This is a genomic window from Mycolicibacterium tusciae (assembly GCF_002086795.1).
Classification (GTDB): domain Bacteria; phylum Actinomycetota; class Actinomycetes; order Mycobacteriales; family Mycobacteriaceae; genus Mycobacterium; species Mycobacterium tusciae.
The window spans coordinates 130,789-150,701 of record NZ_MVIM01000010.1 but is presented as its reverse complement, the minus strand read 5'-3'; the positions used below and the strand labels follow the sequence as shown (position 1 = coordinate 150,701).

The 19,913-nt window shown below is 65.8% G+C and carries 20 protein-coding genes; 4 read left to right on the top strand and 16 right to left on the bottom strand.

What is annotated here, in order from left to right; genetic code table 11:
* Positions 1 to 119: 119 nt before the first annotated feature.
* The 10 genes from BST47_RS19330 to BST47_RS19285 all read right to left on the bottom strand — a co-directional run bounded on the left by BST47_RS19330 (position 120) and on the right by BST47_RS19285 (position 9,313).
* Positions 120 to 614 (bottom strand): bifunctional nuclease family protein, encoded by a 495-nt coding sequence (locus tag BST47_RS19330; protein ID WP_006243655.1) that lies wholly within the window; start codon positions 612 to 614, stop codon positions 120 to 122.
* 48 nt (positions 615 to 662) lie between these two features.
* The gene (gene ftsR, locus BST47_RS19325; protein WP_083127250.1) at positions 663 to 1,403 is read right to left on the bottom strand and encodes a transcriptional regulator FtsR; all 741 of its coding nucleotides are present in this window, start codon (positions 1,401 to 1,403) and stop codon (positions 663 to 665) included.
* A gap of 59 nt (positions 1,404 to 1,462) precedes the next feature.
* Positions 1,463 to 1,942, bottom strand: a complete 480-nt coding sequence (gene garA / locus BST47_RS19320) for a glycogen accumulation regulator GarA (RefSeq protein ID WP_083127249.1) — start codon at positions 1,940 to 1,942, stop codon at positions 1,463 to 1,465.
* A gap of 164 nt (positions 1,943 to 2,106) precedes the next feature.
* A complete protein-coding gene (gene gcvH / locus BST47_RS19315; RefSeq protein ID WP_083127248.1) occupies positions 2,107 to 2,502 on the bottom strand; it encodes a glycine cleavage system protein GcvH in 396 nt (131 codons plus the stop codon).
* A 71-nt stretch (positions 2,503 to 2,573) separates the two neighbouring features.
* Positions 2,574 to 3,395, bottom strand: coding sequence for a DUF881 domain-containing protein (locus BST47_RS19310; RefSeq protein ID WP_083127247.1), 822 nt, complete (start codon positions 3,393 to 3,395; stop codon positions 2,574 to 2,576).
* A gap of 4 nt (positions 3,396 to 3,399) precedes the next feature.
* Entirely contained in the window at positions 3,400 to 3,732 is a 333-nt protein-coding gene (locus BST47_RS19305; protein WP_006243660.1) for a small basic family protein, read from the bottom strand.
* 21 nt (positions 3,733 to 3,753) lie between these two features.
* On the bottom strand, positions 3,754 to 4,653 hold the full coding sequence (locus BST47_RS19300; RefSeq protein ID WP_083127288.1) for a DUF881 domain-containing protein: 900 nt from the start codon (positions 4,651 to 4,653) through the stop codon (positions 3,754 to 3,756).
* 17 nt (positions 4,654 to 4,670) lie between these two features.
* Positions 4,671 to 5,255, bottom strand: coding sequence for a CDP-alcohol phosphatidyltransferase family protein (locus BST47_RS19295; RefSeq protein ID WP_083127246.1), 585 nt, complete (start codon positions 5,253 to 5,255; stop codon positions 4,671 to 4,673).
* Positions 5,256 to 5,264: 9 nt separating this feature from the next.
* Positions 5,265 to 7,589: an accessory Sec system translocase SecA2 gene (gene secA2 / locus BST47_RS19290; protein WP_083127245.1), complete on the bottom strand. Its 2,325-nt coding sequence runs from the start codon at positions 7,587 to 7,589 to the stop codon at positions 5,265 to 5,267.
* Positions 7,590 to 7,654: 65 nt separating this feature from the next.
* Positions 7,655 to 9,313 carry an acetolactate synthase gene (locus tag BST47_RS19285; protein ID WP_083127244.1) on the bottom strand — a complete coding sequence of 553 codons (1,659 nt, stop codon included), beginning with the start codon at positions 9,311 to 9,313 and terminating at the stop codon, positions 7,655 to 7,657.
* Between the two features lie 20 nt (positions 9,314 to 9,333).
* Between BST47_RS19285 and BST47_RS19280 the strand changes: the two genes are divergently transcribed.
* The 3 genes from BST47_RS19280 to BST47_RS19270 are packed head-to-tail and all read left to right on the top strand — an operon-like array spanning position 9,334 to position 14,819.
* Complete coding sequence (locus tag BST47_RS19280; protein ID WP_083127243.1) at positions 9,334 to 10,926, top strand: FAD-dependent monooxygenase; 1,593 nt, start codon at positions 9,334 to 9,336, stop codon at positions 10,924 to 10,926.
* Positions 10,927 to 10,945: 19 nt separating this feature from the next.
* A complete protein-coding gene (locus BST47_RS19275; RefSeq protein WP_083127242.1) occupies positions 10,946 to 12,844 on the top strand; it encodes an ABC transporter ATP-binding protein/permease in 1,899 nt (632 codons plus the stop codon).
* A gap of 58 nt (positions 12,845 to 12,902) precedes the next feature.
* Positions 12,903 to 14,819, top strand: a complete 1,917-nt coding sequence (locus BST47_RS19270) for an ABC transporter ATP-binding protein/permease (protein WP_083127287.1) — start codon at positions 12,903 to 12,905, stop codon at positions 14,817 to 14,819.
* Here BST47_RS19270 and BST47_RS19265 read toward each other — a convergent pair.
* The 5 genes from BST47_RS19265 to BST47_RS19245 are packed head-to-tail and all read right to left on the bottom strand — an operon-like array spanning position 14,816 to position 18,536.
* A complete protein-coding gene (locus BST47_RS19265; protein ID WP_083127241.1) occupies positions 14,816 to 16,297 on the bottom strand; it encodes an FAD-binding protein in 1,482 nt (493 codons plus the stop codon). The genes BST47_RS19270 and BST47_RS19265 overlap by 4 nt on opposite strands.
* The gene (locus BST47_RS19260; RefSeq protein WP_083127240.1) at positions 16,294 to 16,791 is read right to left on the bottom strand and encodes a VOC family protein; all 498 of its coding nucleotides are present in this window, start codon (positions 16,789 to 16,791) and stop codon (positions 16,294 to 16,296) included. The genes BST47_RS19265 and BST47_RS19260 overlap by 4 nt, the downstream gene beginning before the upstream one ends.
* A 45-nt stretch (positions 16,792 to 16,836) precedes the next feature.
* On the bottom strand, positions 16,837 to 17,475 hold the full coding sequence (locus BST47_RS19255; RefSeq protein WP_083127239.1) for an SRPBCC family protein: 639 nt from the start codon (positions 17,473 to 17,475) through the stop codon (positions 16,837 to 16,839).
* Entirely contained in the window at positions 17,468 to 17,815 is a 348-nt protein-coding gene (locus tag BST47_RS19250; protein ID WP_083127238.1) for an ArsR/SmtB family transcription factor, read from the bottom strand. Before BST47_RS19250 ends, BST47_RS19255 begins: the two co-directional genes overlap by 8 nt.
* 43 nt (positions 17,816 to 17,858) lie before the next feature.
* A complete protein-coding gene (locus tag BST47_RS19245; protein ID WP_083127237.1) occupies positions 17,859 to 18,536 on the bottom strand; it encodes a TetR/AcrR family transcriptional regulator in 678 nt (225 codons plus the stop codon).
* A gap of 101 nt (positions 18,537 to 18,637) precedes the next feature.
* Here BST47_RS19245 and BST47_RS19240 point away from each other — a divergent pair, with 101 nt between their 5' ends.
* Positions 18,638 to 19,078 carry a nitroreductase/quinone reductase family protein gene (locus BST47_RS19240; protein WP_083127286.1) on the top strand — a complete coding sequence of 147 codons (441 nt, stop codon included), beginning with the start codon at positions 18,638 to 18,640 and terminating at the stop codon, positions 19,076 to 19,078.
* Here the strand turns inward: BST47_RS19240 and BST47_RS19235 are convergent.
* Complete coding sequence (locus BST47_RS19235; protein ID WP_083127236.1) at positions 19,075 to 19,755, bottom strand: Rv1815 family serine proteinase; 681 nt, start codon at positions 19,753 to 19,755, stop codon at positions 19,075 to 19,077. The genes BST47_RS19240 and BST47_RS19235 overlap by 4 nt on opposite strands.
* Between the last annotated feature and the right edge of the window lie 158 nt (positions 19,756 to 19,913).

The window sequence follows — 19,913 nt, the reverse complement described above, 5'->3', positions numbered from 1 at the left end:
CCACCAAAGTATGGCTGCCCGATTAACGGTTTGAAGAAACCCGCGCCGCGTGTCGAGGACTACGAGACTCTTCCGTGACAAAGCTCACCGAAATGCCCACGGAGAGCGTCCCCAAAACGCTAGGTGGCCTTGAAGTCGTCGGGCGACACGCTGTCGAGAAACTCCTTGAACTTCTCGACCTCGTCCTCACGCACCGCACCGGTTGCTTCGTCGTCGTTCTCATCGGGTATCAGCAGGCCGGCCTCGGCGAGCACCGCCTCTTCGACGTAGATCGGCACCCCGACCCGCAGTGCGATCGCCACGGAATCCGACGGCCGCGCCGACACCTTGATGTCCCGATCGAAGATCAGGTCTGCGTAGAAGGTGCCTTCCTGCAGGTCGACGATGCGCACTTCCTTGAGCGAATGGCCAAGGGCCCCAATGACATCTCTGATCAAGTCATGGGTCAGCGGTCGCGCCGGTTCCACGCCCTGCTGCTCGAGTGCGATGGCCGCGGCCTCCGACTGACCTATCCAAATCGGCAAGTAGCGGTCGCCGTTGGACTCGCGCAGCAGCAGCACCGGCTGATTCTGGGGCTGCTCCACGCGAATGCCGACCACACGAACCTCACCCATCTGTGTCCGCCCTTCGCGCCGATAGCCTGCAAAATTTGAGTCTAATCCTCAGCGATCAAGAACGTCGCGCACCGCCGACTTGATCAATGACGTGTGCAACGTAATGGCGAGCGCCGCCACCTCACGCGCCAGATCGTCGGCGCGGTCCCTGGCACCTGCCTTACCCGCCTTGACCACCGGCCCCGCGATCTGTGCGATCAGGTCGGACTGACGGTCGGCCGCCGATCGGAACGCGCGGAGGTGACGCGCTTCGACGCCGTACTCCGCCAGCGCGCGAGCGCACTGGGCGATGGTCACGGAGTGCTCGTCGAAGAAGCCGGCCCGGCCGGGAGTGATCACGCCCGCCTTGACCAGCGCCGTGAGAAGTTCGTCGTCGACGCCAGAGCGGTTCAGCAGGTCCTCGCGTGACAGCCGCACCTGCGTCGGCGCGACGCCTGATACTCCGGCGCTGGAGTCTGGGTCGTCGCCCGACACCGGCACCAAACGCGGTACCCCGTAAGCGGATCCGGCGTGCGGCAACTCGCCGTCGGGGTGGGCGTCCAGCTGCGCCTTGATGACTTTCAACGGTAGGTATTGGTCGCGCTGGGCGGTCAGGACGAACCGCAGACGAGCGCAGTCGTAGGCGGTGAACCGCCGGTAGCCCGATGCCGTGCGCTCCGGCGTGACCAGTCCTTCGGCCTCCAAGAACCTGATCTTGGAGATGGTCACGTCCGGGAAGTCCGGTCGCAGCAGATCGAGGACCGCTCCGATCGACATCCCAGTCAGAGCGGGGGTGTCGGGCTGACTCATTTACTCGTCGCGAGCGCGCTCATCGGAGTCACGCTCTTCGCGCAAGCGCTCATCGACCACTAGCCGGGCCCACCTTCGTCGTCGCCCTTGGGCCCGGTCAGGAACACCAGGCGGAACTTGCCGATCTGCACCTCGTCACCGTTGGCGAGCACCGCGGAATCCACGGGCTCCCGGTTGACGTAGGTGCCGTTGAGACTGCCGACGTCGACGACCTGGAACTCGTTGCTCTCGAGCCTGAACTCGGCGTGACGACGGCTCACCGTCACATCATCGAGGAAAATGTCGCTATCGGGATGTCGACCCGCCGACGTAGTGGGCTGGTCCAGCAGAAATCGTGAACCGGCGTTGGGCCCGCGCTTGACGACCAGCAGGGCAGAACCGACGGGCAGGCCCTCGACCCCCGTGACCCCTCCTTCGGCGCCCGCCGCTGCCGGGGCGTCCAACTCGTTGAGAAAGTCCGCGCGGAAGACTGATGTCGTTTCCACGGTGACATCGTCAGACGTCTGGTCCGCCCCGGAATTCTGGTCCTTGTCCGTCACCCGCTGCTCCTCACTGGCCGCTGTGGCGATATGGCGATATCAGGCCAACCCTCAGCCGAAAGTTCGTCTTGTGTCGACCGTACCGCGAGGCGGACGTCGTTGTGTCCACCACCGCCGGATCCGCCTCTGGTTGGTTATCCGGTCTGCAGAACCCTAACAACCCGTCATTCGCTCACTGTGGCGCGGTAGCCGTCGGCGTCCAGAAGCTTGCCAAGGCCGTCGGCCAGCGCACCGGAGTCGACTTGCAGGTCCAGCAGCCAACCTGCGCCGTAGGGGTCGGAGTTGACGAGCTGGGGATTACCCTCCAGATCACCATTCACCGCAAGGACTTTCGCGCTGAGCGGTGCGTACAGATCCGACACCGACTTCGTGGACTCCACCTCGCCGAACGACTCGCCCGCGGTCACGTCGGCGCCGACGTCCGGCAACTGGACGAAAACGACGTCGCCCAACGCCGACTGCGCGTAGTCGGTGATTCCGACCCGGACGGTGTCGTCACCGGTGCGCTGCACCCACTCGTGTTCCTCGGTGTAGTGCAGGTCGGCTGGGATTTCGCTCACGGCGCTCCTTATTCTCATTCGCGGTTCACCGCGGTGTTTGTCTCCGCGGGTTCGTTGCTGCCGCGCTCAGCTCACTTGACTGGCTGAGCGTATTGGCGAGGTTTTGGTTGCCGCAAGGCGGTGATGTCCACTCGGTCGGACTGCTGCACTTCCATCGAGCCGCCGACCCGCTCGACGCTGTCCTTTGCGCCGCCGGGAATGTTCATCGCCGCAGCCAGTGTCGGCGGATCACCAATCGCCAGAACTGAATACGGCGGGTTGAGCGTCACACTGTCGGCGACCAGCGCACCGGGGCTCCCGACGACCCAGGTGTCCAGGCCGACGCGCACCGCCGATCCTCCCCCGCGGATCTCCATCGCTTCGGCGCCGGCGTTGCGCAGCTCGTTGATCACGTCGAGCATCGTTTCGGCCGGCACTCCCGGGGTGGTGTCGGTGATGGTCAGCGTCACGCCCGGGCCGGTCGCGGGCACCGTGCCGATCAGGATCGACAGGGCGGCCAGCCGGGCCTGCGCGTTCTCGATCGCCGCTTGATCGCTGCTGCCGGAGGCCTGCAATTGCGTCAGCGTGCGCTGCAGGTCGGCCACTTCGGTGTTCAACGCCGCCTCGCGTTGCTGCAGGGAGTCCAAGAGCACCAGCAGGTCGGCGGGGCGGGCGGTCTCCAGCGAGTCGCCCGATTCGGTCTGCCGCACCTGGGTGATGATCGCCAGCCCCAGCAGCACGCACAGCACCACGGCGAGTGCACCGAACACGATCTGCGACCGACCGCGCGCCACGACGCCGACAACCCCACCGCGATGCAGCTCGCCGATCTCGGGCGACGGCGCATCCGGCGGCAGTTCGTGGCGGCCGTGCTGATCGGGCTCGGCCGAGTGTGCAGGCGTGTCGTCGGTCAAGGGGTCACGCGCCGAACAGTCTGCGCCGCAACGCGGCCGCGTTGCCAAAGATTCGGATGCCGAGCACCACGATGATGGCGGTGGACAACTGTGTACCGACCCCCAGCTGGTCTCCGACGTAGACGATGAGCGCGGCGACCAAAACGTTGAACACAAAGGACACTACGAACACCTTCGAGTCGAAGATGCGTTCCAGGTAGGCGCGCAGACCGCCGAACACGGCGTCGAGAGCGGCGACGACGGCGATCGGCAGATACGGCTGGACGAACTCCGGCACGTCCGGGTGGAACACCAACCCGAGGACGATGCCGATGACGAGTGCGGCGATCCCGATCACGACTGTGGCTTCATCTGCTGATCACTGCCCAATCTCCTTGGCGAAGTTGACTTCCCGAATCGGACTCGCCGGCAGGGTGAGCGCCTCGGAGGTGCTCACCTGGACTCCGACACCGTACGACGCTTCCAGCAGCCGAAGCCGGTGCAGTCCGGCACTGCGATCGAAGATGTCCTGCATCGCGTGCGGCGGTCCGACGGCGAGAATGACGTATGGGCTGCTGATCGGTTGATTGTCGACCAGGATGCTGCCGCCCGCCTGGCGGATCGTCACGTTCGGCCCGATGCGCACACCGCCCACCGAGACCGCCTCCGCGCCGCTGAGCCATAGCGAGTTGACCACCTGCTGCAGGTCGCGGTCGAGGATCACCTGCTGGCTGCCGGGCACCCGCTCCTTCGACACGTCGGACAGGTCCAACGACATTCCCGGATCGGTGACGGTGATCTCGAGACCGGGCCCGATCACGGCGGTGGCCGCGGCGGCGAGGTTCGATTCGTCGAGTTGGCCGAGCAGCTGTTGACCGCGCGCGTCGCCCTCGAGGCGTTGGCGCTGCTCGGTATCCACCTCGGCGGCCAGGGCATCGCGTCGGCTCGAGGCGTCGGCCACCGCCGCCTCGGCGGAACGCACGCTGCCGGACAGCACGTGCTGGGTCTCCCGCACGCCGGGTGCGGTGGACCGGGCCTGGCCGACCGCGGCGACGAACACCAGCGCAATCAACACCGCGCCCGTGATCTGCCACGCCCACGACTGCCACCGCTTGCGCTGCTGCCCCTGTCCTTTCGCATCCGCGGCCGCCTGGTAGCCGGGATCCAGATGGTCCGACAGCAGGGAGCGCAGCAACGACGGCACCGGAATCAACGTCGGCCGATTCGCCACGTGGGCGCTTCGTCCGGCTTCCGGGTCGTAGCCGCCGAGCTGACTCATCATCACCTCCGGTGGCCTCAACGCCCCACTTTGGGCATTTGACGCATCACCATCGACACCTGGATCAGATACAGCACGCCCGACCACAGGTACATCAACAGACCCCAGATCAGGAACGCCCAGCCGCACGCGAGAATCACCCGGCTCCACAACGCATCCCACTGTCCGAGCAGAATCAGCGGAAGCCCCGACATCAGCGCGAACGTCGCCGCCTTGCCGATGTAGGTGACCGGCAGCGCGGTCAGCCCCCGAGTGCGCAGCAGTGGCAGCGTGGCGGCGAGCACGAGGTCGCGACCGAGCAAGGTCAGCACGATCCACCACGGCACCGATCCGTGAATGGCCAACGCGATCGGGATGGCGACCATGTAGATGCGGTCCACTGCCGGGTCCAGCAGCTCGCCGAGCCGCGACGACTGATTATCGACCAGGCGCGCGATCTTGCCGTCGGCCCAGTCCGAGAAGCCGCTGAACATGAGCACGGCCACGGCCCATGCGTTTTCGTGCACCACCAGCAGCAGCCAGAGGAACACCGGCACCAGCACCAGACGTAGCGCGCTGAGCACGTTGGGCACCGTCAGTACCCGGTCGCGCTGCTCCTGCATGGATAGAACCTAGCGGAATACCCCCGGCAAACTCAGCGCCGACAAGGTGTCGTCGGCCAGCGGGTTGTCGTGCACCATGTACGTCCACGTCGAGGTCGGCCGGGCCAGCTTGGACAGGTCGACGCCTGGTTCGTCCTCGATCGAGGGCGCAGTGTCGAAGGTCTGCTGTGCGGCCTCGATCGCGTCGGCTGCCAGCGAGGCGAACGCGTCGACGGCCATCCGGTGGAATTCGTCGAGCGGGTTCTGCCTGCCGAGTGCCCGCAGATGGATGCTCTCCCGGATGTCAGCGAGGAACGCGAGGTGATCGGCCCAGCCGCGGTCGAGGTGGTAGAGCATGATCAGGCGGCAGATCTTCTCGAGTTTCTCCTCGCCGACCTGCTCCACCAGCTCGTCGTAGCGGTCCGGCGACAGCTCCTGCAGCTCGTCACGCGCGGTCGGCGTGCGCAACAAGGTGTCGCGGCGCTCCACCAGGATGGCGCGCTGCTGAGCGATCAGCTGGTTGTAGCGCCACGTGTTGGCGTGCACGTCGAGCATGCGGCCTTCGGCGATGCGCTGCGCGCTGTCCAGGTAGCTGGCCGCCTTGGGGCTGACGATGCGGCCGTCTTCGTCGGTCTGCATCGGCAATTTGTTCGCATCGAGGTGCGCGGCCACCACGTCGTCTTCCCAGCTGGAGAAGAACACCGACGAGCCGGGATCGCCCTGACGTCCGGCGCGTCCACGCAGCTGATTGTCCAGCCGCTCGGTGTTGTGGCGGCCGGTGCCGATGACGTGCAGCCCGCCCAGCTCGGCGACGTCGTCGTGGTCGGCTTCGTCGGACCCGCCGAGCCGGATGTCAGTTCCGCGACCGGCCATCTGGGTGGACACCGTCACCGATCCGAGCGCGCCGGCCTCGGCGATGACTGCGGCTTCCTCGGCATCGTTCTTCGCGTTGAGCACGACGGCGGGCACCCCCGCCTTGACCAGTCGCTCGTGCAGGTCCTCGGACTCGGCGACGTCGCGAGTACCGACCAGCACCGGCTGGCGGGTCTTGTGCACCTCGACGATGTGCTCGACGATCGCGGCGGCCTTGGCCGCCGCAGTGACGTACACGCGATCCTCTTCGTCCTCGCGAATGTTGGGAGTATTCGGCGGAATTGGCGACACACCGAGCTTGTAGAACTGGCGTAGCTGCTCGCCGGCCGCCAACGCGGTGCCGGTCATGCCGCACACCGTCGGGTACCGGTCGATGAGGGCCTGCACTGTGATGGTGTCGAGCACCTCACCGGTCTCGGTGGTCTCGATGCCCTCCTTGGCCTCCACCGCGGCCTGCAGTCCGTCGGGCCAGCGCTGCAGCTGGGCGATGCGGCCACGCGAGGAGTTGATGAGGTGTACGGCATTGTCACGAACGATGTAGTGCACGTCGCGTTGCAACAGCACGTGGGCGTGCAGCGCGACGTTGACCTCGGTCAGGGTGGAGCCGACGTGTTCCTCGGAGTACAGGTTGATACCGCCGAGCTTGGCTTCGAGCTTCTGCGCACCGCTCTCGGTGAGGTGCACGTTGCGGCTGTCGGAGTCGGTCTCGTAGTCCTTGCCCTCGGTCAGTTCGCCGACCATCCGGATCAGTTCGACTTTGGGGGTCTCGCGGTGCGTGGTGCCCGCCAATACCAACGGCACCAATGCTTCGTCGACGAGCACCGAGTCGGCCTCGTCGATCACCGCGACATCGGGGTTCGGCGACACCAGATCGTCGACGTCGGTGACCAGCTGGTCCCGCAGGACGTCGAACCCGATCTCGTTGACCGAGCCGTAGGTGACGTCGCATTTATAGGCCTTGCGCCGCTCGTCGGCCGTCGATTCGGCGGTGACCCAGCCGACGGTCAGGCCCAGCGCTTCGATCAGCGGGCCCATCCACTCGGCGTCGCGGCGAGCCAGGTAGTCGTTGATCGTGACGACGTGCACGTGCCGGCCGCCGATCGCATATCCCGCTGCGGCTATGGCGCCCGAGAGGGTTTTGCCTTCACCAGTGGCCATCTCGACGACATCGCCCGCAAGCATCCGCAGGGCGGCCTGCAGCTGCACGTCGAACGGCCGCAGTGAGGTGGTCCGGACGGATGCCTCGCGCGCGATCGCCAGGAATTGCGGAATGTCCGCGGAATCGGCGAGGTCGTCGAGATTCAGCAGTCTGGCGGCTTTGAGCAGTTGCTCGTCGTCGAGGTCAGCGGCCTTCGCGTCGAACTCCGCCGAGTCGCTCACCTGGGCCATCGACGAGGCCTGATCCCTGTCGGTGCTCGCCCCGAGCATCCGCCAGAACCGACTGCTGACACGACCTGAGGTGCGGGTTTTGGTCTTCGCCACAGCTTTACGGTACGCGGCCCGCCTCGGCGGGCATGACCACACGTCGGCCGTCGGTGCGCCGAGGATCAGCCCAGATTGGAGCGGCGCGGGTATGCCACCGTCGGATCGGTCAGCGTATTGACGACCGCGGGCAATCCGGCGGCGAGGGCGCGCTCCAGCGCCGGCCGCAGGTCGGCCGGCGTCGCCACCAGTTCACCGTGGCCGCCCAGTGCGGTGACGACCTCGTCGTAGCGGGTGCCGGGCCGCAACTCCGCAACCACCGAGTAGCCGTACAGCATCTCCATGGGGTGCTTTTCCAGCGCCCAGATTCCGTTGTTGCCGATTATCGACACCACGTGAACTCCGTGCCGCACCAACGTGTCCCACTCCATACCGGAGAACCCGAACGCACCGTCGCCTTGCAGCAGCACGACCTGCCGGTCGGGCCGGGCCAGCTTCGCGGCCAGCGCATAACCCGGTCCCGACCCCAGGCAGCCGAACGGACCGCTGTCCAGCCAGGCGCCGGGCACATAGCTGTCGATGACCCGGCCCGCGTAGGAGCCGAAATCACCGGCGTCGATGACGACGATCGCGTCGCGGTCCAGCAGTGCGCTCAGTTCCGCGTACACCCGCATCGGGTGCAAGGGCGTGCGGTCATCGGCCAGCTCGGCGGCCTCTGTTGCCCGCCCGGCGGCTTCTGTGGTGCGCAGATCGGCGATCCAGGCCTCGTGATCGGATCGCGTCGCGCCCGCCAGCGCGGCCAGGGTCGTCGTCAGATCCCCGTACATTTCGGCGGCGACCTCGCGAGGATGCGGTCGGTCGGGTTGGACGCGGTCGGCCACGAGCAGGGTGGTCTCGGGTCCGAACACGGCGCCGAAGCCCAGCCGGAAGTCCATGGGCACACCGATCACGATGGCAACGTCCGCCTCCCGCAACGCTTTCGACCGCGCTCGCGAGAATGTGAGGTCGTGATCAGCGGGCACGATGCCGCGCGCCATGCCGTTCATCAGTACCGGGATACGCAGGGTTTCGGCCACACGCAGCAGTGCGGTCTCGCCATGGCCCCACCACACGTTGGTGCCCGCCATGATCACGGGTCGCTGGGCCTCGCTGAGCAGCCGGACGGCCACGTCGACGGCATTGGCGTCGGGCTGCACCGCCGCGGACGGACCTGCCAGCGCGCCAGGTGCGCCATCGTCATGAGCGGTGCCGAACACGTGGTCCATCGGGAAGTCGACGAACGACACCCCGGTCGACTGGCCGCCGCTTCCCGCCGCGGCGCGCAATGCGTCGTCGATCAGCGAGCCGACGGCGTCCGGCGACTGCGCGGTCGCCGCGAACCGGGTCAGCGGCGCCACGAACGGCACGTGGTCGATTTCCTGCAGGGAACCCTGACCCCAGCGCGCCGCGGGTGCGCGGCCACCGAGCACCACCAGTGGCGATTGGTTCTGCTGAGCGGCGGCCATTGCGCTCATCCCGTTGGTGACGCCGGGTCCGGCGGTGAGTGCCGCCACGCCGGGTACGCGGGTCACCTTCGACCAACCCTCGGCGGCGAACGCCGCGGTCTGTTCGTGTCGGGTGTCGATCAGGCGAATGTTCTCGGCCTGGCAGCCGTCGTAGATGGAGAACAGATGTCCACCGGACAGCGTGAAGATGGTGTCGATTCCGCTGGCCCGCAGTCGCCGGGCGATGAGGTGTCCGGCGTTGACGGAAGAGGCATCGGATATGGGAGCGTCGTTGCTCATGAAGGCAGCATAATCAGCGCGTGCCGAACTCTTCGCAAACGCAAGTACTGATCGCCGGCGCCGGCCCTGTCGGACTCACCGCGGCCATCGAGCTGAGGCGCCGCGGTGTCGACTGCCGCATCGTCGATCCGCTGCTGGAACCGGTGCAGTATGCGAAAGCCGTTGGTGTGCAACCACGTACACTCGAAGTCTTCGAATCGATGGGTCTGTTGGGACGCATTCTGGACGCGGCCATCGAGATGCACGGGCAGATCGTGTACGTCAACGGCGAGAAGGTCGGCCAGGTCGAGTTCGCGATTCCGTCCGACGTGCCGTTCGGGTTCATCGCGATACCGCAGTACGCCACCGAGCGAATCCTGCGCGAGGAACTGGCCCTGCGTGGCGTCGAGGTCGAGCGGGGGGTCAGCGTCGCCGGGTTCGAGCACGACACGGACGGTGTGAGCGTGACACTGTCCGGCGACCGTGGTGAGCGCACCGTCGCCGCCGACTATCTCATCGGTGCCGACGGTGCGCACAGCATCGTTCGCAAGACCCTTGGCCTGGCGTTCGAGGGTGCAGCGTTCGAGGAGCAGTACATGCTCGGCGACGTCGAGGTGGACTGGTCCCTGCCACGAGGCTGGGCGCTGCGCGCAATGCATCAAACCGACGGCGCGACCGACGATCTGCTGGTGTGCATTCCGCTGCCGGGCAGAGGCCGGTACCGCATGTCGATGCTCGTGCCGCCCGAGCTGTCCGCGGCGCCGTCGCAGGGCATTGCGCACGGCTTCGAGGGCGACCGCAAGCCCGAGCTGAGCCATGTGCAGGCGGTGCTCGACAGGCTCTCCCCCGAGCCGGCAACAACACGAAACATGCGCTGGTCCTCGGTCTTTCGGATCAGCCACCGCATCGTCGACGCCTACGGCCGGGGGCGGGTGTTCGTCGCGGGTGACGCCGCGCACATCCACCCCCCGACGGGTGCGCAGGGTATGAACACCGGAATTCAGGACGCGCACAACCTGGCGTGGAAGCTCGCGCTCGCGGCAGCCGGACGTGCGGCGCCCGATCTGCTCGACAGCTACGACGCCGAGCGGCGCCCCGTCGGCGAGGAGGTTGTGGGCCGAACGGTGCGCAGTGCGCGTGCGGGCATCGGCGCCGACTCCACCGACGTCGACTACGTCATCCGTCGCGAGGCTCAGCTGCTCATCAACTACGCAGACAGCCCCATCGTGGGAGCCAACACCGGCGGGCGGGCGCCCGATGCGACGGGTCTGACGCGCGCCGCGGTCACCGGGCCGCTGCGGCTGTTCTCGCTGCTCGGGCCCGGGCACACGCTGCTGCTGTACGCGGAAAGCCGCGCAGGATCCGCCGACGTGGAGCAGTTCGAGCGGACCGCCGATGCCGCGGCGGCCATCGCCGGCGGCCATCTCGACGTGTATCTGGTCGCCGCGCCGGGCGCCGACGTCGCAGGCACGGTACTGCCGTTGGTGCGCGATGCGGAGTCGAATTTCGCAACGGCGTACTCGACGACCGGTCATTCCAGCTTCCTCGTCAGGCCCGACGGATACCTCGGATTCGCCGCTGCGCACGATGATGTCGACGCTTTGACGGCGCACCTGCGGAAGACGTTCAACTGAGCGCGGGGGGTGGCGCTGCTTGAACTCACAGTTCGAGTCGTCCATCGACTGGAGCCGCGAACTCGGCAACTCTGCGATCTGGATTGCGCAGACATTCGTCATCACCGCGGTGTGCCTCGTCGTGGTCTTCGTTCTCCTCGGCCGTATGACGGAGTGGGGGCGCCAGTTCTGGCGCATCACGGCGGGCTATTTCACCGGCAGGCAGAGCGCGTCGACGTGGGCGGTCGTCGGATTCCTGCTGCTGTCGACGATCGTTTCGGTGCGCATCAACGTGCTACTCACCTACTACGTCAACGATTTGTTCACCGCAATTCAGATCGCGTTTCAGGGCGGTTCCGACGGCGCGGCACGGGCATCCGGTATCGACGGCTTCTGGGCGTCGATCGCGGTGTTCGGCATCCTCGCCGGGTGCTATCTCGTGCGCCTGCTCATCGACATGTACGTGACCCAGCGATTCATGATGCGGTGGCGAATCTGGTTGAGCCACCGCTACATCGGCGATTGGCTCAGCGACTTCGCGTACTTCCGTGCCCAGTTCACCCGTCGGCCAATCGACAACCCCGACCAGCGAATCCAGCAGGACATCGACAGCTTCACCGCCGGCGTCGGCGGCGACCCGAACAACCCGATCTTCAACTCGGGCAACACCCTGTTGTTCGGCGCGGTGCACGCCGTGGTGTCGGTGCTGTCGTTCGGTGCGATTCTCTGGCGGCTGTCCGAACCCGTCACCGTCGGCGGCATGGTGCTGCCCAAGGCGCTGTTCTGGATCGTGATCGCCTACGTGTTGGTGGTGACGATCGTCGCCTTCGTCATCGGCCGTCCGCTGATCCGCTTGAGTTATTTCAACGAACTGCGCAACGCCGGCTTCAGGTATGCGTTGGTGCGGTTGCGCGATACCGGTGCCGCCGTGGGTCTGTATCGCGGCGAGAATGCGGAACGCAAACTGCTCGACGGGCGACTCTCCGACGTCATGCGCAACTACCGCAACTGGTTGAACCGGATGATGCTGTTCTTCGGCTTCAACGTGACGATGAGTCAGGCGATCAATCCCCTTCCGTGGATAGTGCAAGCGCAAGCGCTTTTCGCACAACGGATTTCGTTCGGAGATGTGTGGCAGTCGTCGACTGCGTTCACCGAGATCCACAACTCGCTGTCGTTCTTCCGCAACGCCTACGACCAATTCGCGAGCTATCGCGCGGTCATCATCCGGCTGGACGGGTTGGCCGACCAGAACTCGCGAGCGGGGATGTTCACTTCGGTGGACACCACGGGGTCGATGGACGATTCGTTGGAGATCGACGATGTCGATGTCCGCACGCCTAGCGGCGACTTGCTCGTGCACGGGCTGGGGCTGCGGCTCGATCCGGGCGATTCGCTGTTGATCAGCGGGCGGTCCGGGATCGGCAAGACGGTCCTGCTGCAGAGCCTGGCCGGCTTGTGGCCCTTCGCCTCGGGCAGCGTCCGGTTTCCCGCCGGCCGTGCCGGCGCGATGTTCGTCCCGCAACTTCCCTATCTGCCGCTCGGCGACCTGCGGGCCATCACGTCCTATCCCCTCGCGAACGGGGTGGACAACCGGGAGATCCAAGAGGCTCTCGTGAAGGTCGCACTGTCACACCTCGCGATCCGCCTCAACGACGCCCAGGACTGGGCAAAGGTGCTCTCCGTGGGCGAACAGCAACGCATCGCGTTCGCCCGCATCCTGGTGAATCGGCCTGCGGTGGTGTTTCTGGACGAGTCGACCTCCGCGATGGACGAGGGTCTGGAGTCGATGCTCTACGAGTTGCTGCGTGCCGAGCTCCCCGTCGCCATCGTGGTGAGTGTGAGCCACCGCACCACCGTCGAACAGTTCCACAGCCGACGACTGGAACTGATGGGCGACGGCGAATGGCGGCTCGACAGCCTCGCCACCGAGACTTGAGACCACTGGTAACGCCTGTAACAGGCTGGGGAGGTACCTTGCCACAGTGGAAGAGGGAATGTTCGTCCCCACGATGGACTGGGGCAATCAGCTCCTGACGTCGCTGCAGTGGATCGGCCAGGCATGGTTGATCGCTGCGGTGGCGACGCTGCTGATCTGTGTCCTGATCGCCAAGTACACGGTGTGGGGTAGGCAGTTCTGGCGCATCACCGGCGACTATTTCAAGGGCCCGGACAGTGTCAGGGTGTGGCTGTGGCTGGCGGTGATTCTGCTGTCGGTGATGGTCGGCGTTCGGCTGACCGTGCTGTTCAGTTTCCAGGGCAACGACATGATGACCGCCCTACAGGCCGTCGCGGGCGGGTTGGCGACGGGCAACGACGAGGTCAAGAATTCCGGGCGCGACGGCTTCTACATGTCGATGATCGTGTTCTCGGTGCTGGCGTTCCTGCACGTCGCGCGGATCATGCTCGATCTGTTCATCACCCAGCGCTTCATGCTGGCGTGGCGCGCGTGGCTCACCGATCGGCTGACGGGCGACTGGCTCGACGGTAAGGCGTACTACCGCGGTCGCTTCATCGACGACACGATCGACAACCCGGATCAGCGAATCCAGTACGACATCGACATCTTCACCGCGGGCGTGGGTGGGCTTCCGAACACTCCCGGGAACGCGTCGACATCGACGTTGCTGTTCGGTGGGGTCAACGCAATCGCTTCGATGATTTCGTTCACCGCGATTCTGTGGAACCTCTCGGGGTCGCTCACGCTGCCGATCGTGAACTACGAGTTGCCCAAGGCGATGTTCTTCATCCTGATTGCCTACGTGCTCTTTGCATCGGCCATCGCGTTCTGGGTGGGCCGGCCGATCATCTGGTTGTCGTTCCGCAACGAGAAGTTCAACGCAGCGTTCCGTTACGCGCTGGTGCGGCTGCGCGACGCGTCGGAGGCCGTTGCGTTCTATCGCGGCGAAGCCGCCGAGCGCACCGGGTTGCGCAAACTCTTCGCGCCGATCGTCGCCAACTACAAGCGCTGGATCAACCGGATGCTGGGGTTCTACGGCTGGAACCTGTCGATGAGCCAGATCATCGTCGTGCCTCCGTACCTGTTTCAGTTCCCCCGGTTCTTCGCGGGTGAAATCACGCTCGGCGCCATGACGCAGACGGCTTCGGCCTTCGGCACCATCGAGGATGGACTGTCCTTTTTCCGCAACGCATACGACGCGTTCGCGGGCTACCGCGCGTCGATCATCCGCCTCGACGGGTTGCTCACCGCGAACGAAGAGGGCAGGGCGCTCCCCGAGATCACCACCACCGCGTGCAAGGACGGCACCGTGGAACTCAAGGACATAGAAGTACGCACCCCCGACGGTAAACAGCTCGTCAAACCACTCGACTTGCGCCTCGAGGTGGGCGACACCTTGGCGGTCAAAGGCGAATCCGGCTCCGGCAAGACGACCCTGTTGCGCAGCCTCGCCGAGTTGTGGCCGTTCACCACCGGCACCTTGACCCGGCCTTGCGGACCCAACGAGACCATGTTCCTGTCCCAGATGCCCTACGTTCCGCTCGGCAATCTACGCGCGGTCGTCAGCTATCCGAGCGAGGAAGGCGACATCGACGACCCGACCCTGAAGCGCACGCTGGAACAGGTGGCACTGCCGCACCTGGTCGATCGGCTCGCCGAAGTCGAGGACTGGGCCAAGGTGCTCTCCCCAGGCGAACAGCAGCGCATCGCGTTCGCCCGCATTCTGTTGACCAAGCCCATGGCCGTGTTCCTCGACGAGTCGACCTCGGCACTCGACGAAGGTCTGGAGTACCTGCTGTACACCCTCATTCGCAAAGAGCTGCCCGACACCATTCTGGTCAGCGTCAGCCACCGCAAGGCGCTCGAACAGCATCACACCCATGAACTCGAGCTGCTCGGCGAGGGTGAATGGCGGTTCGGCCTGGTCGGAGGAGAGGAACCCGCGCCGGTCTAGGCCCGTGCGGCGTGTGTACCCGCACGGCGGCCGAAGAACGAACCTTCGCCGAGCTGGGTGCCGCTGGCATAGCCCTTACCGTCCTGCGCGATGTTCGACGCGCAGGCGCCCGCGGCATAGAGGCCTTCGATGACGCTGCCATCGGAGCGCAGCACCTGTCCGTCGATGGACACGTCGAGACCACCCATGGTGAATCCCGAGTACATCGCCACGCCCAGTGACAGATCGAACGCAGCCCACGGGCCGTTGTCCTGTGCCGCAACGTATTCCGGCTGCTTGTGGAAGTCCGGGTCTTCACCGCGCGCGGCATTCTCGTTGTAGCGGTCGAGGGTGGCGGCGAGCTTACCCGCCGGAATGCCAAGCGCCTCTTCCATTTCCGCGACCGTTTCGAATCCGTCGATGAACTTGATCAGCGGCATCTCGGGCATCTGCATGTGCGCTTCGTCGACGATCAGGTATGCCTGCTGGTCGGGTTGTTCCAGGACGTACGCCGATGTGCGTGAGTGGTAGGAATCCTCGGCGACGAACCGCTCGCCCCGGTTGTTGACGATGACACCGGTCAGCAGAATCTCCGGCGGGTACGCGGCGGCGGTGATGAACAGCCCGTCGAGGTTCTCCGCCACGCCACCGGCCGATACGCCGAGGGCGATGCCGACTCCGTCGTCGTAGGGGTTGCCCAGGATGTAGGGCTCCACCTCGCCGTGGTGTTTGGTTTTCCGCTTCTGGCCGAGGGCCGGAGTGTGCTCGGCGACCATGTCGGCGTTCATCGCGAATCCGCCGGCGGCGATGACGACTGCCTTGGCTTTGATCGTCCCGGCTTCGCCGAAGTGCTTCCAGCGGACCCCGACCACGCGGCCGTCGTCGACCACCAGATTGGTCACGCCGGTCTCATAACGGATCTGCACGCCCTGATCGGTCGCACGTTTCACCAGCAGGTCGATGACCATGGCTGCACCGCCCAACTCCCCCGGAACCGGAACGGAATGTCCGCGCGGCGCCGGTTTGGCCTGCTCGCAGTACGGCCATACCTTCTCGTTACCGGTATAGGACAACCCCTCGGTGCCGGGCGGCACCACGACCTTGCCCTTCCAGAAACTGCGTTCGAACTGAAAGCCAAGCGCCTCAAGCCAATCGAAGTGTTCGACGCTCTGGTCGCAGTAGAGGCGAATCTTGTCGAGATCCGGGGCGGCCGAGACGGCCACGAGATACTTGTACATCTCTTCGGCGCTGTCGTCGTGTCCGGTGGCCTGCTGCACCGCTGTGCCGCCGCCCAGATAGAAGTGGCCACCGGCCATCGCGCTGGTGCCGCCGGCCGCGGCCGCCTTCTCCAGCACCAGAACGTTGGCTCCTGCCGCCGCGGCGCTCACCGCTGCGCAGCCGCCGGCCATACCGAAGCCGATGACCAGGACGTCGACCTCGTCAGACCATGACTGAACATCGGCCGCATCGACAGCGTCCGGAATGTCGAGAGCGCTCACTGTTGCTCCTGTTTCACATAGTCGAAAAATGACTTGATCTCGTCGGGGATGACGGCGATCTCGATGTAGGGGGCGCCGGCGTCGGCGGCCGACAGGTAGGCGAACCTCATCCCGCCGGGCATGATCCCCTGCTGCACGACGGGGGTCCCGTTGGCTTCTGCGTCGCGCAGCGCAGCGTCGAACGCGGCGAAGTCGGGTGCCTCGACACAGATGTGGTGCAGACCGGGTCCGCAGGCGTCGAGGAACTCGGTGTACACGCTCTGGCCACCGCTGACCGGTGCGATCAGCTCGAGCTGGGTGTCACCGGCGTAACTGAACGAAATATCGGCGGTGAAGTCGGCGGGCACGCCGCGAAAGGTGCACGTGTCGGGCGCGAAGTGGACGTCCGGTATTCGCACCCACTTCTTGGCGCCCAACATGGTGGTCAGCGCCTTTTCGGTGGCGTCGAGGTCCCGCGTCACCCACGCAATCTGGACAGGTGTCTGGGCATGCATCGGGTCGAGGATATCCCCGGCCGCCCCAGATGGCTAGAACGTGTTCTAGTTTTCCTCGCCGAGGTACGCCGCCAGGCATCGCTGTGCCATCTCGCGCGCTGTCGACGGGTCGGTTCCGAACGCGATGTTCGCGTCACACCACCTCTCGCCGGACAGCGTGAGGAACCGCCGACCGTCGTCGGTGACGATCCACTGCTCACCGAAGGACGGATCGATGGCCTCCCCGGTAGCCACGTGGATCGCGAGCCCGAGCACCATCGAATCCCAGCCCATCCCGACCGCGCCGGGCCCGAACTGGTCCCAGTGGTCGTCGACGTGGGCGATGTGCTCGATCACCAAGCGCGAGCGGTCCGGGCCGTCGGCGCTGACGGTGACATCGATCCAGCTGACACCTCCGCCGAATTCCCAAGTCGCGGTGAAGTTTTTGGGCGGATCACAGGTCAGGACGGTGCCGCCCGCCTGACCCTCCAACTGGTAGGAACCGCCGACGGTCAGGTCGCCGGAAATGGGCATCAACCACCGGGGAATACGCTCGATGTTGGTGACGGCGTCCCAGAGGTCGTTCTGATCGGTGTCGTAGGTCTGGCTGATGGTGACGACGTGCGCTTCCTTGGCATCGATGATGCGCGATCCCAACTTGCGCTCGACGGCGTTGATTTGATGCTCGATGTCGACCTCAGTCATGTTGCCTTCCTTGGCTTCTGCGTTGTCGTTTACCTCGTGCGATCTCGGTCGCCAAGGCGTCGAGTCGCGGCGCCCAGAACCGGCGGAAACCGTCAAGCCACTCGTCGACGTCGCGTAGCGCCGCGCCGTTGACGGCGTAGAGCCTGCGCTGCCCGTCCGGCCGTACCGAGGTGAATCCGTTCTCGCGCAACACCTTGAGGTGCTGCGACACCGCCGGCTGGCTGATCGTGAACTCGCCCTGAATCTGCGCACCGATGGTCCCAGCCGACTGCTCGCCCTCGGCGAGTAGTTCGAGAATGCGCCGACGCACCGGGTCACCCAGGACGTCGAATGCGTGCACGCTCCCTAAATTAAAGTAACGCCTTATATAAGTCAATACTGAATTATCGTGTGAGCATCTCGATCAACAGGTTGACCTGGAGGTCGAAGGCGTCCCCCGGGTCGGTGAGCGTGTCCGCCCCGTACTGGCCGAAGACCTCCAGGCTGATCGCCCCGATCAGCCCCGCCCACAGCAGTAAGCACTTGGCCACCGCGGAGTCGTCGCCGAAAAATTCGAACTCCTCGCGTACCCGGTCGAAATCCGACGACAACCGCTGCCCCACAGCGACTTCCGAGGTCGAGATATCGCCGGCCGCGATGCCCGCGGCAACGGCGCCGAACAGCGCGCCGACAACTCGCGTGCCCGGGCCGACGGTTCGGTCCGCCGGAGCGCGATACCCCGGCACCGGGCTGCCGTACAGCAGCGCCCAACTCGCCGGGTGATCGACGGCCCACCGCCGGGCGGCCTGCGCCATGACGAAAAGCCGGTCGCACCACGCCGCCTCGGCAGCGCCCGCGTCGTCCACCGCGTCCGCCAGCTCCGAGTAGGCGTCGACGAGCAGCAGCGTCAGCAGCTCGTCGCGGCTGGCCACGTACCGGTAGACCGCCGACGACACCATGCCGAGGTCGCGTGCGATGGCGCGCAGCGACAACCCGGCGGCACCTTCGGTGACCAGGTGACGACGGCCCAGCTCGATGATCTGGCTCTCGATGCGGTCGCGCGCGTCCTGCCGCTTGCCCATGCCGCCAGTGTCGCACAAAACGAGATCACTGCTCTTGCATTCCCCGCCACCGCGTGCCACCCTCGAGAGAGAGCACCGCTCTCGAAATGAAGGAGAATGTGATGTCCTTGCGCTACGACCAGCCCACACCCGCTGCCCGCGCCTTCAACGAACTGTTCCGCCTGCTCGCCGAGGCCGGCATCAGCATCGCCGGCACTGTGGCGGTGCGGGTCCGGGGCCGAAAGACCGGAAAGCGTCGCGGAGTGGTCGTCAATCTGCTGACCGTCGACGACCGCGACTACCTGGTTTCACCGCGCGGCACCACCCAGTGGGTTCGCAACGCGCGGGCGGCGGGCGCCATCGAGATGGGTCCGCGCTGGCGCAGCCACGAGGTGCGCATCACCGAGGTCGCCGACGTCGCCAAGCCGGAACTGTTGCGGCACTATCTTGATCGGTGGTTCTGGGAGGTGAAGGGACATGTCGGCGGACTGACACCCGAATCCTCGGACGCGGAGATGAGCGCGACAGCGCCGTCGATTCCCGTGTTCGAACTCCTGCGTTAGGGCACCGGAGCCGATGCCGCGGAGATGACGTCCTGGCCCGCCTGCTGATTGGCGACATGCCAGGACACCGCGGCGGGGAACTGCCCCCAGGTGCTGTTGAACATCCCGATCATCGCGGCCCTGCCGTCGGGGGTGATGAAGTAGACCGGCCCGCCGGAATCGCCCTTCTGACTCACCACACCGTTGGCCATCGTGAACCAGCCGTTGTAGACCGCCTGGATGTTCCCGCAACTCTCGCCCGTGACCACACCGAAGTGGCACACCGGCAGACCGGGTGTGGGCACGACGCCAGGATCGGACACCAGCACCAGGCCGCGCGGCAGAACGTTGTTGACAGCGACGTCGGGTGCGAGGCTGATCGCCTCCCAGTCGGTGATCTGATGGTTGGTGTCGATGGTCGCGCCGTCGGGGGTGTTGTCGCGGAACGACGCCTGCTGCCCGATGTATCTGCGGCCACCGTCCTGCACGGTGCCGTCGCCGCGGCAATGGCCCGCGGTGTAGGCGACGCGCGCGCCGGGGTCGACGAATCCCAATGTGCACGCGTTGGTGCCCTGAATGATTTCCATGCCAGGGAACACGACAACGCCCGGATCGGCTTGCACCGGCACACCGGGGAGTACGAGCGCGCCGAGTGACGCCGCCACTGTCGCGAATACGCGTAACGATCGTCGGCGCATCGCCGCCCCCTTGGGTCTCAAGTGTGTAAAGGGTACCGGCGTCAAGAGATGCCCACAGGCCGAGTGCGAGAAGTGACACCCGCGCCCGACCAGGAGCAATCACCCAACTGGCGTACCTACTTCAGCCCATCGGCAAGGATCACAGAAGCGTTACAGAG

Coding starts and splice junctions, on each gene's coding strand:
- BST47_RS19330 (WP_006243655.1), bottom strand. CDS start 614: ATGGGTGAGGTTCGTGTGGTCGGCATTCGCGTGGAGCAGCCCCAGAAT.
- ftsR (WP_083127250.1), bottom strand. CDS start 1,403: ATGAGTCAGCCCGACACCCCCGCTCTGACTGGGATGTCGATCGGAGCG.
- BST47_RS19300 (WP_083127288.1), bottom strand. CDS start 4,653: ATGAGTCAGCTCGGCGGCTACGACCCGGAAGCCGGACGAAGCGCCCAC.
- BST47_RS19295 (WP_083127246.1), bottom strand. CDS start 5,255: ATGCAGGAGCAGCGCGACCGGGTACTGACGGTGCCCAACGTGCTCAGC.
- BST47_RS19285 (WP_083127244.1), bottom strand. CDS start 9,313: ATGAGCAACGACGCTCCCATATCCGATGCCTCTTCCGTCAACGCCGGA.
- BST47_RS19270 (WP_083127287.1), top strand. CDS start 12,903: ATGTTCGTCCCCACGATGGACTGGGGCAATCAGCTCCTGACGTCGCTG.
- BST47_RS19260 (WP_083127240.1), bottom strand. CDS start 16,791: ATGCATGCCCAGACACCTGTCCAGATTGCGTGGGTGACGCGGGACCTC.
- BST47_RS19255 (WP_083127239.1), bottom strand. CDS start 17,475: ATGACTGAGGTCGACATCGAGCATCAAATCAACGCCGTCGAGCGCAAG.
- BST47_RS19245 (WP_083127237.1), bottom strand. CDS start 18,536: ATGGGCAAGCGGCAGGACGCGCGCGACCGCATCGAGAGCCAGATCATC.
- BST47_RS19240 (WP_083127286.1), top strand. CDS start 18,638: ATGTCCTTGCGCTACGACCAGCCCACACCCGCTGCCCGCGCCTTCAAC.
- BST47_RS19235 (WP_083127236.1), bottom strand. CDS start 19,755: ATGCGCCGACGATCGTTACGCGTATTCGCGACAGTGGCGGCGTCACTC.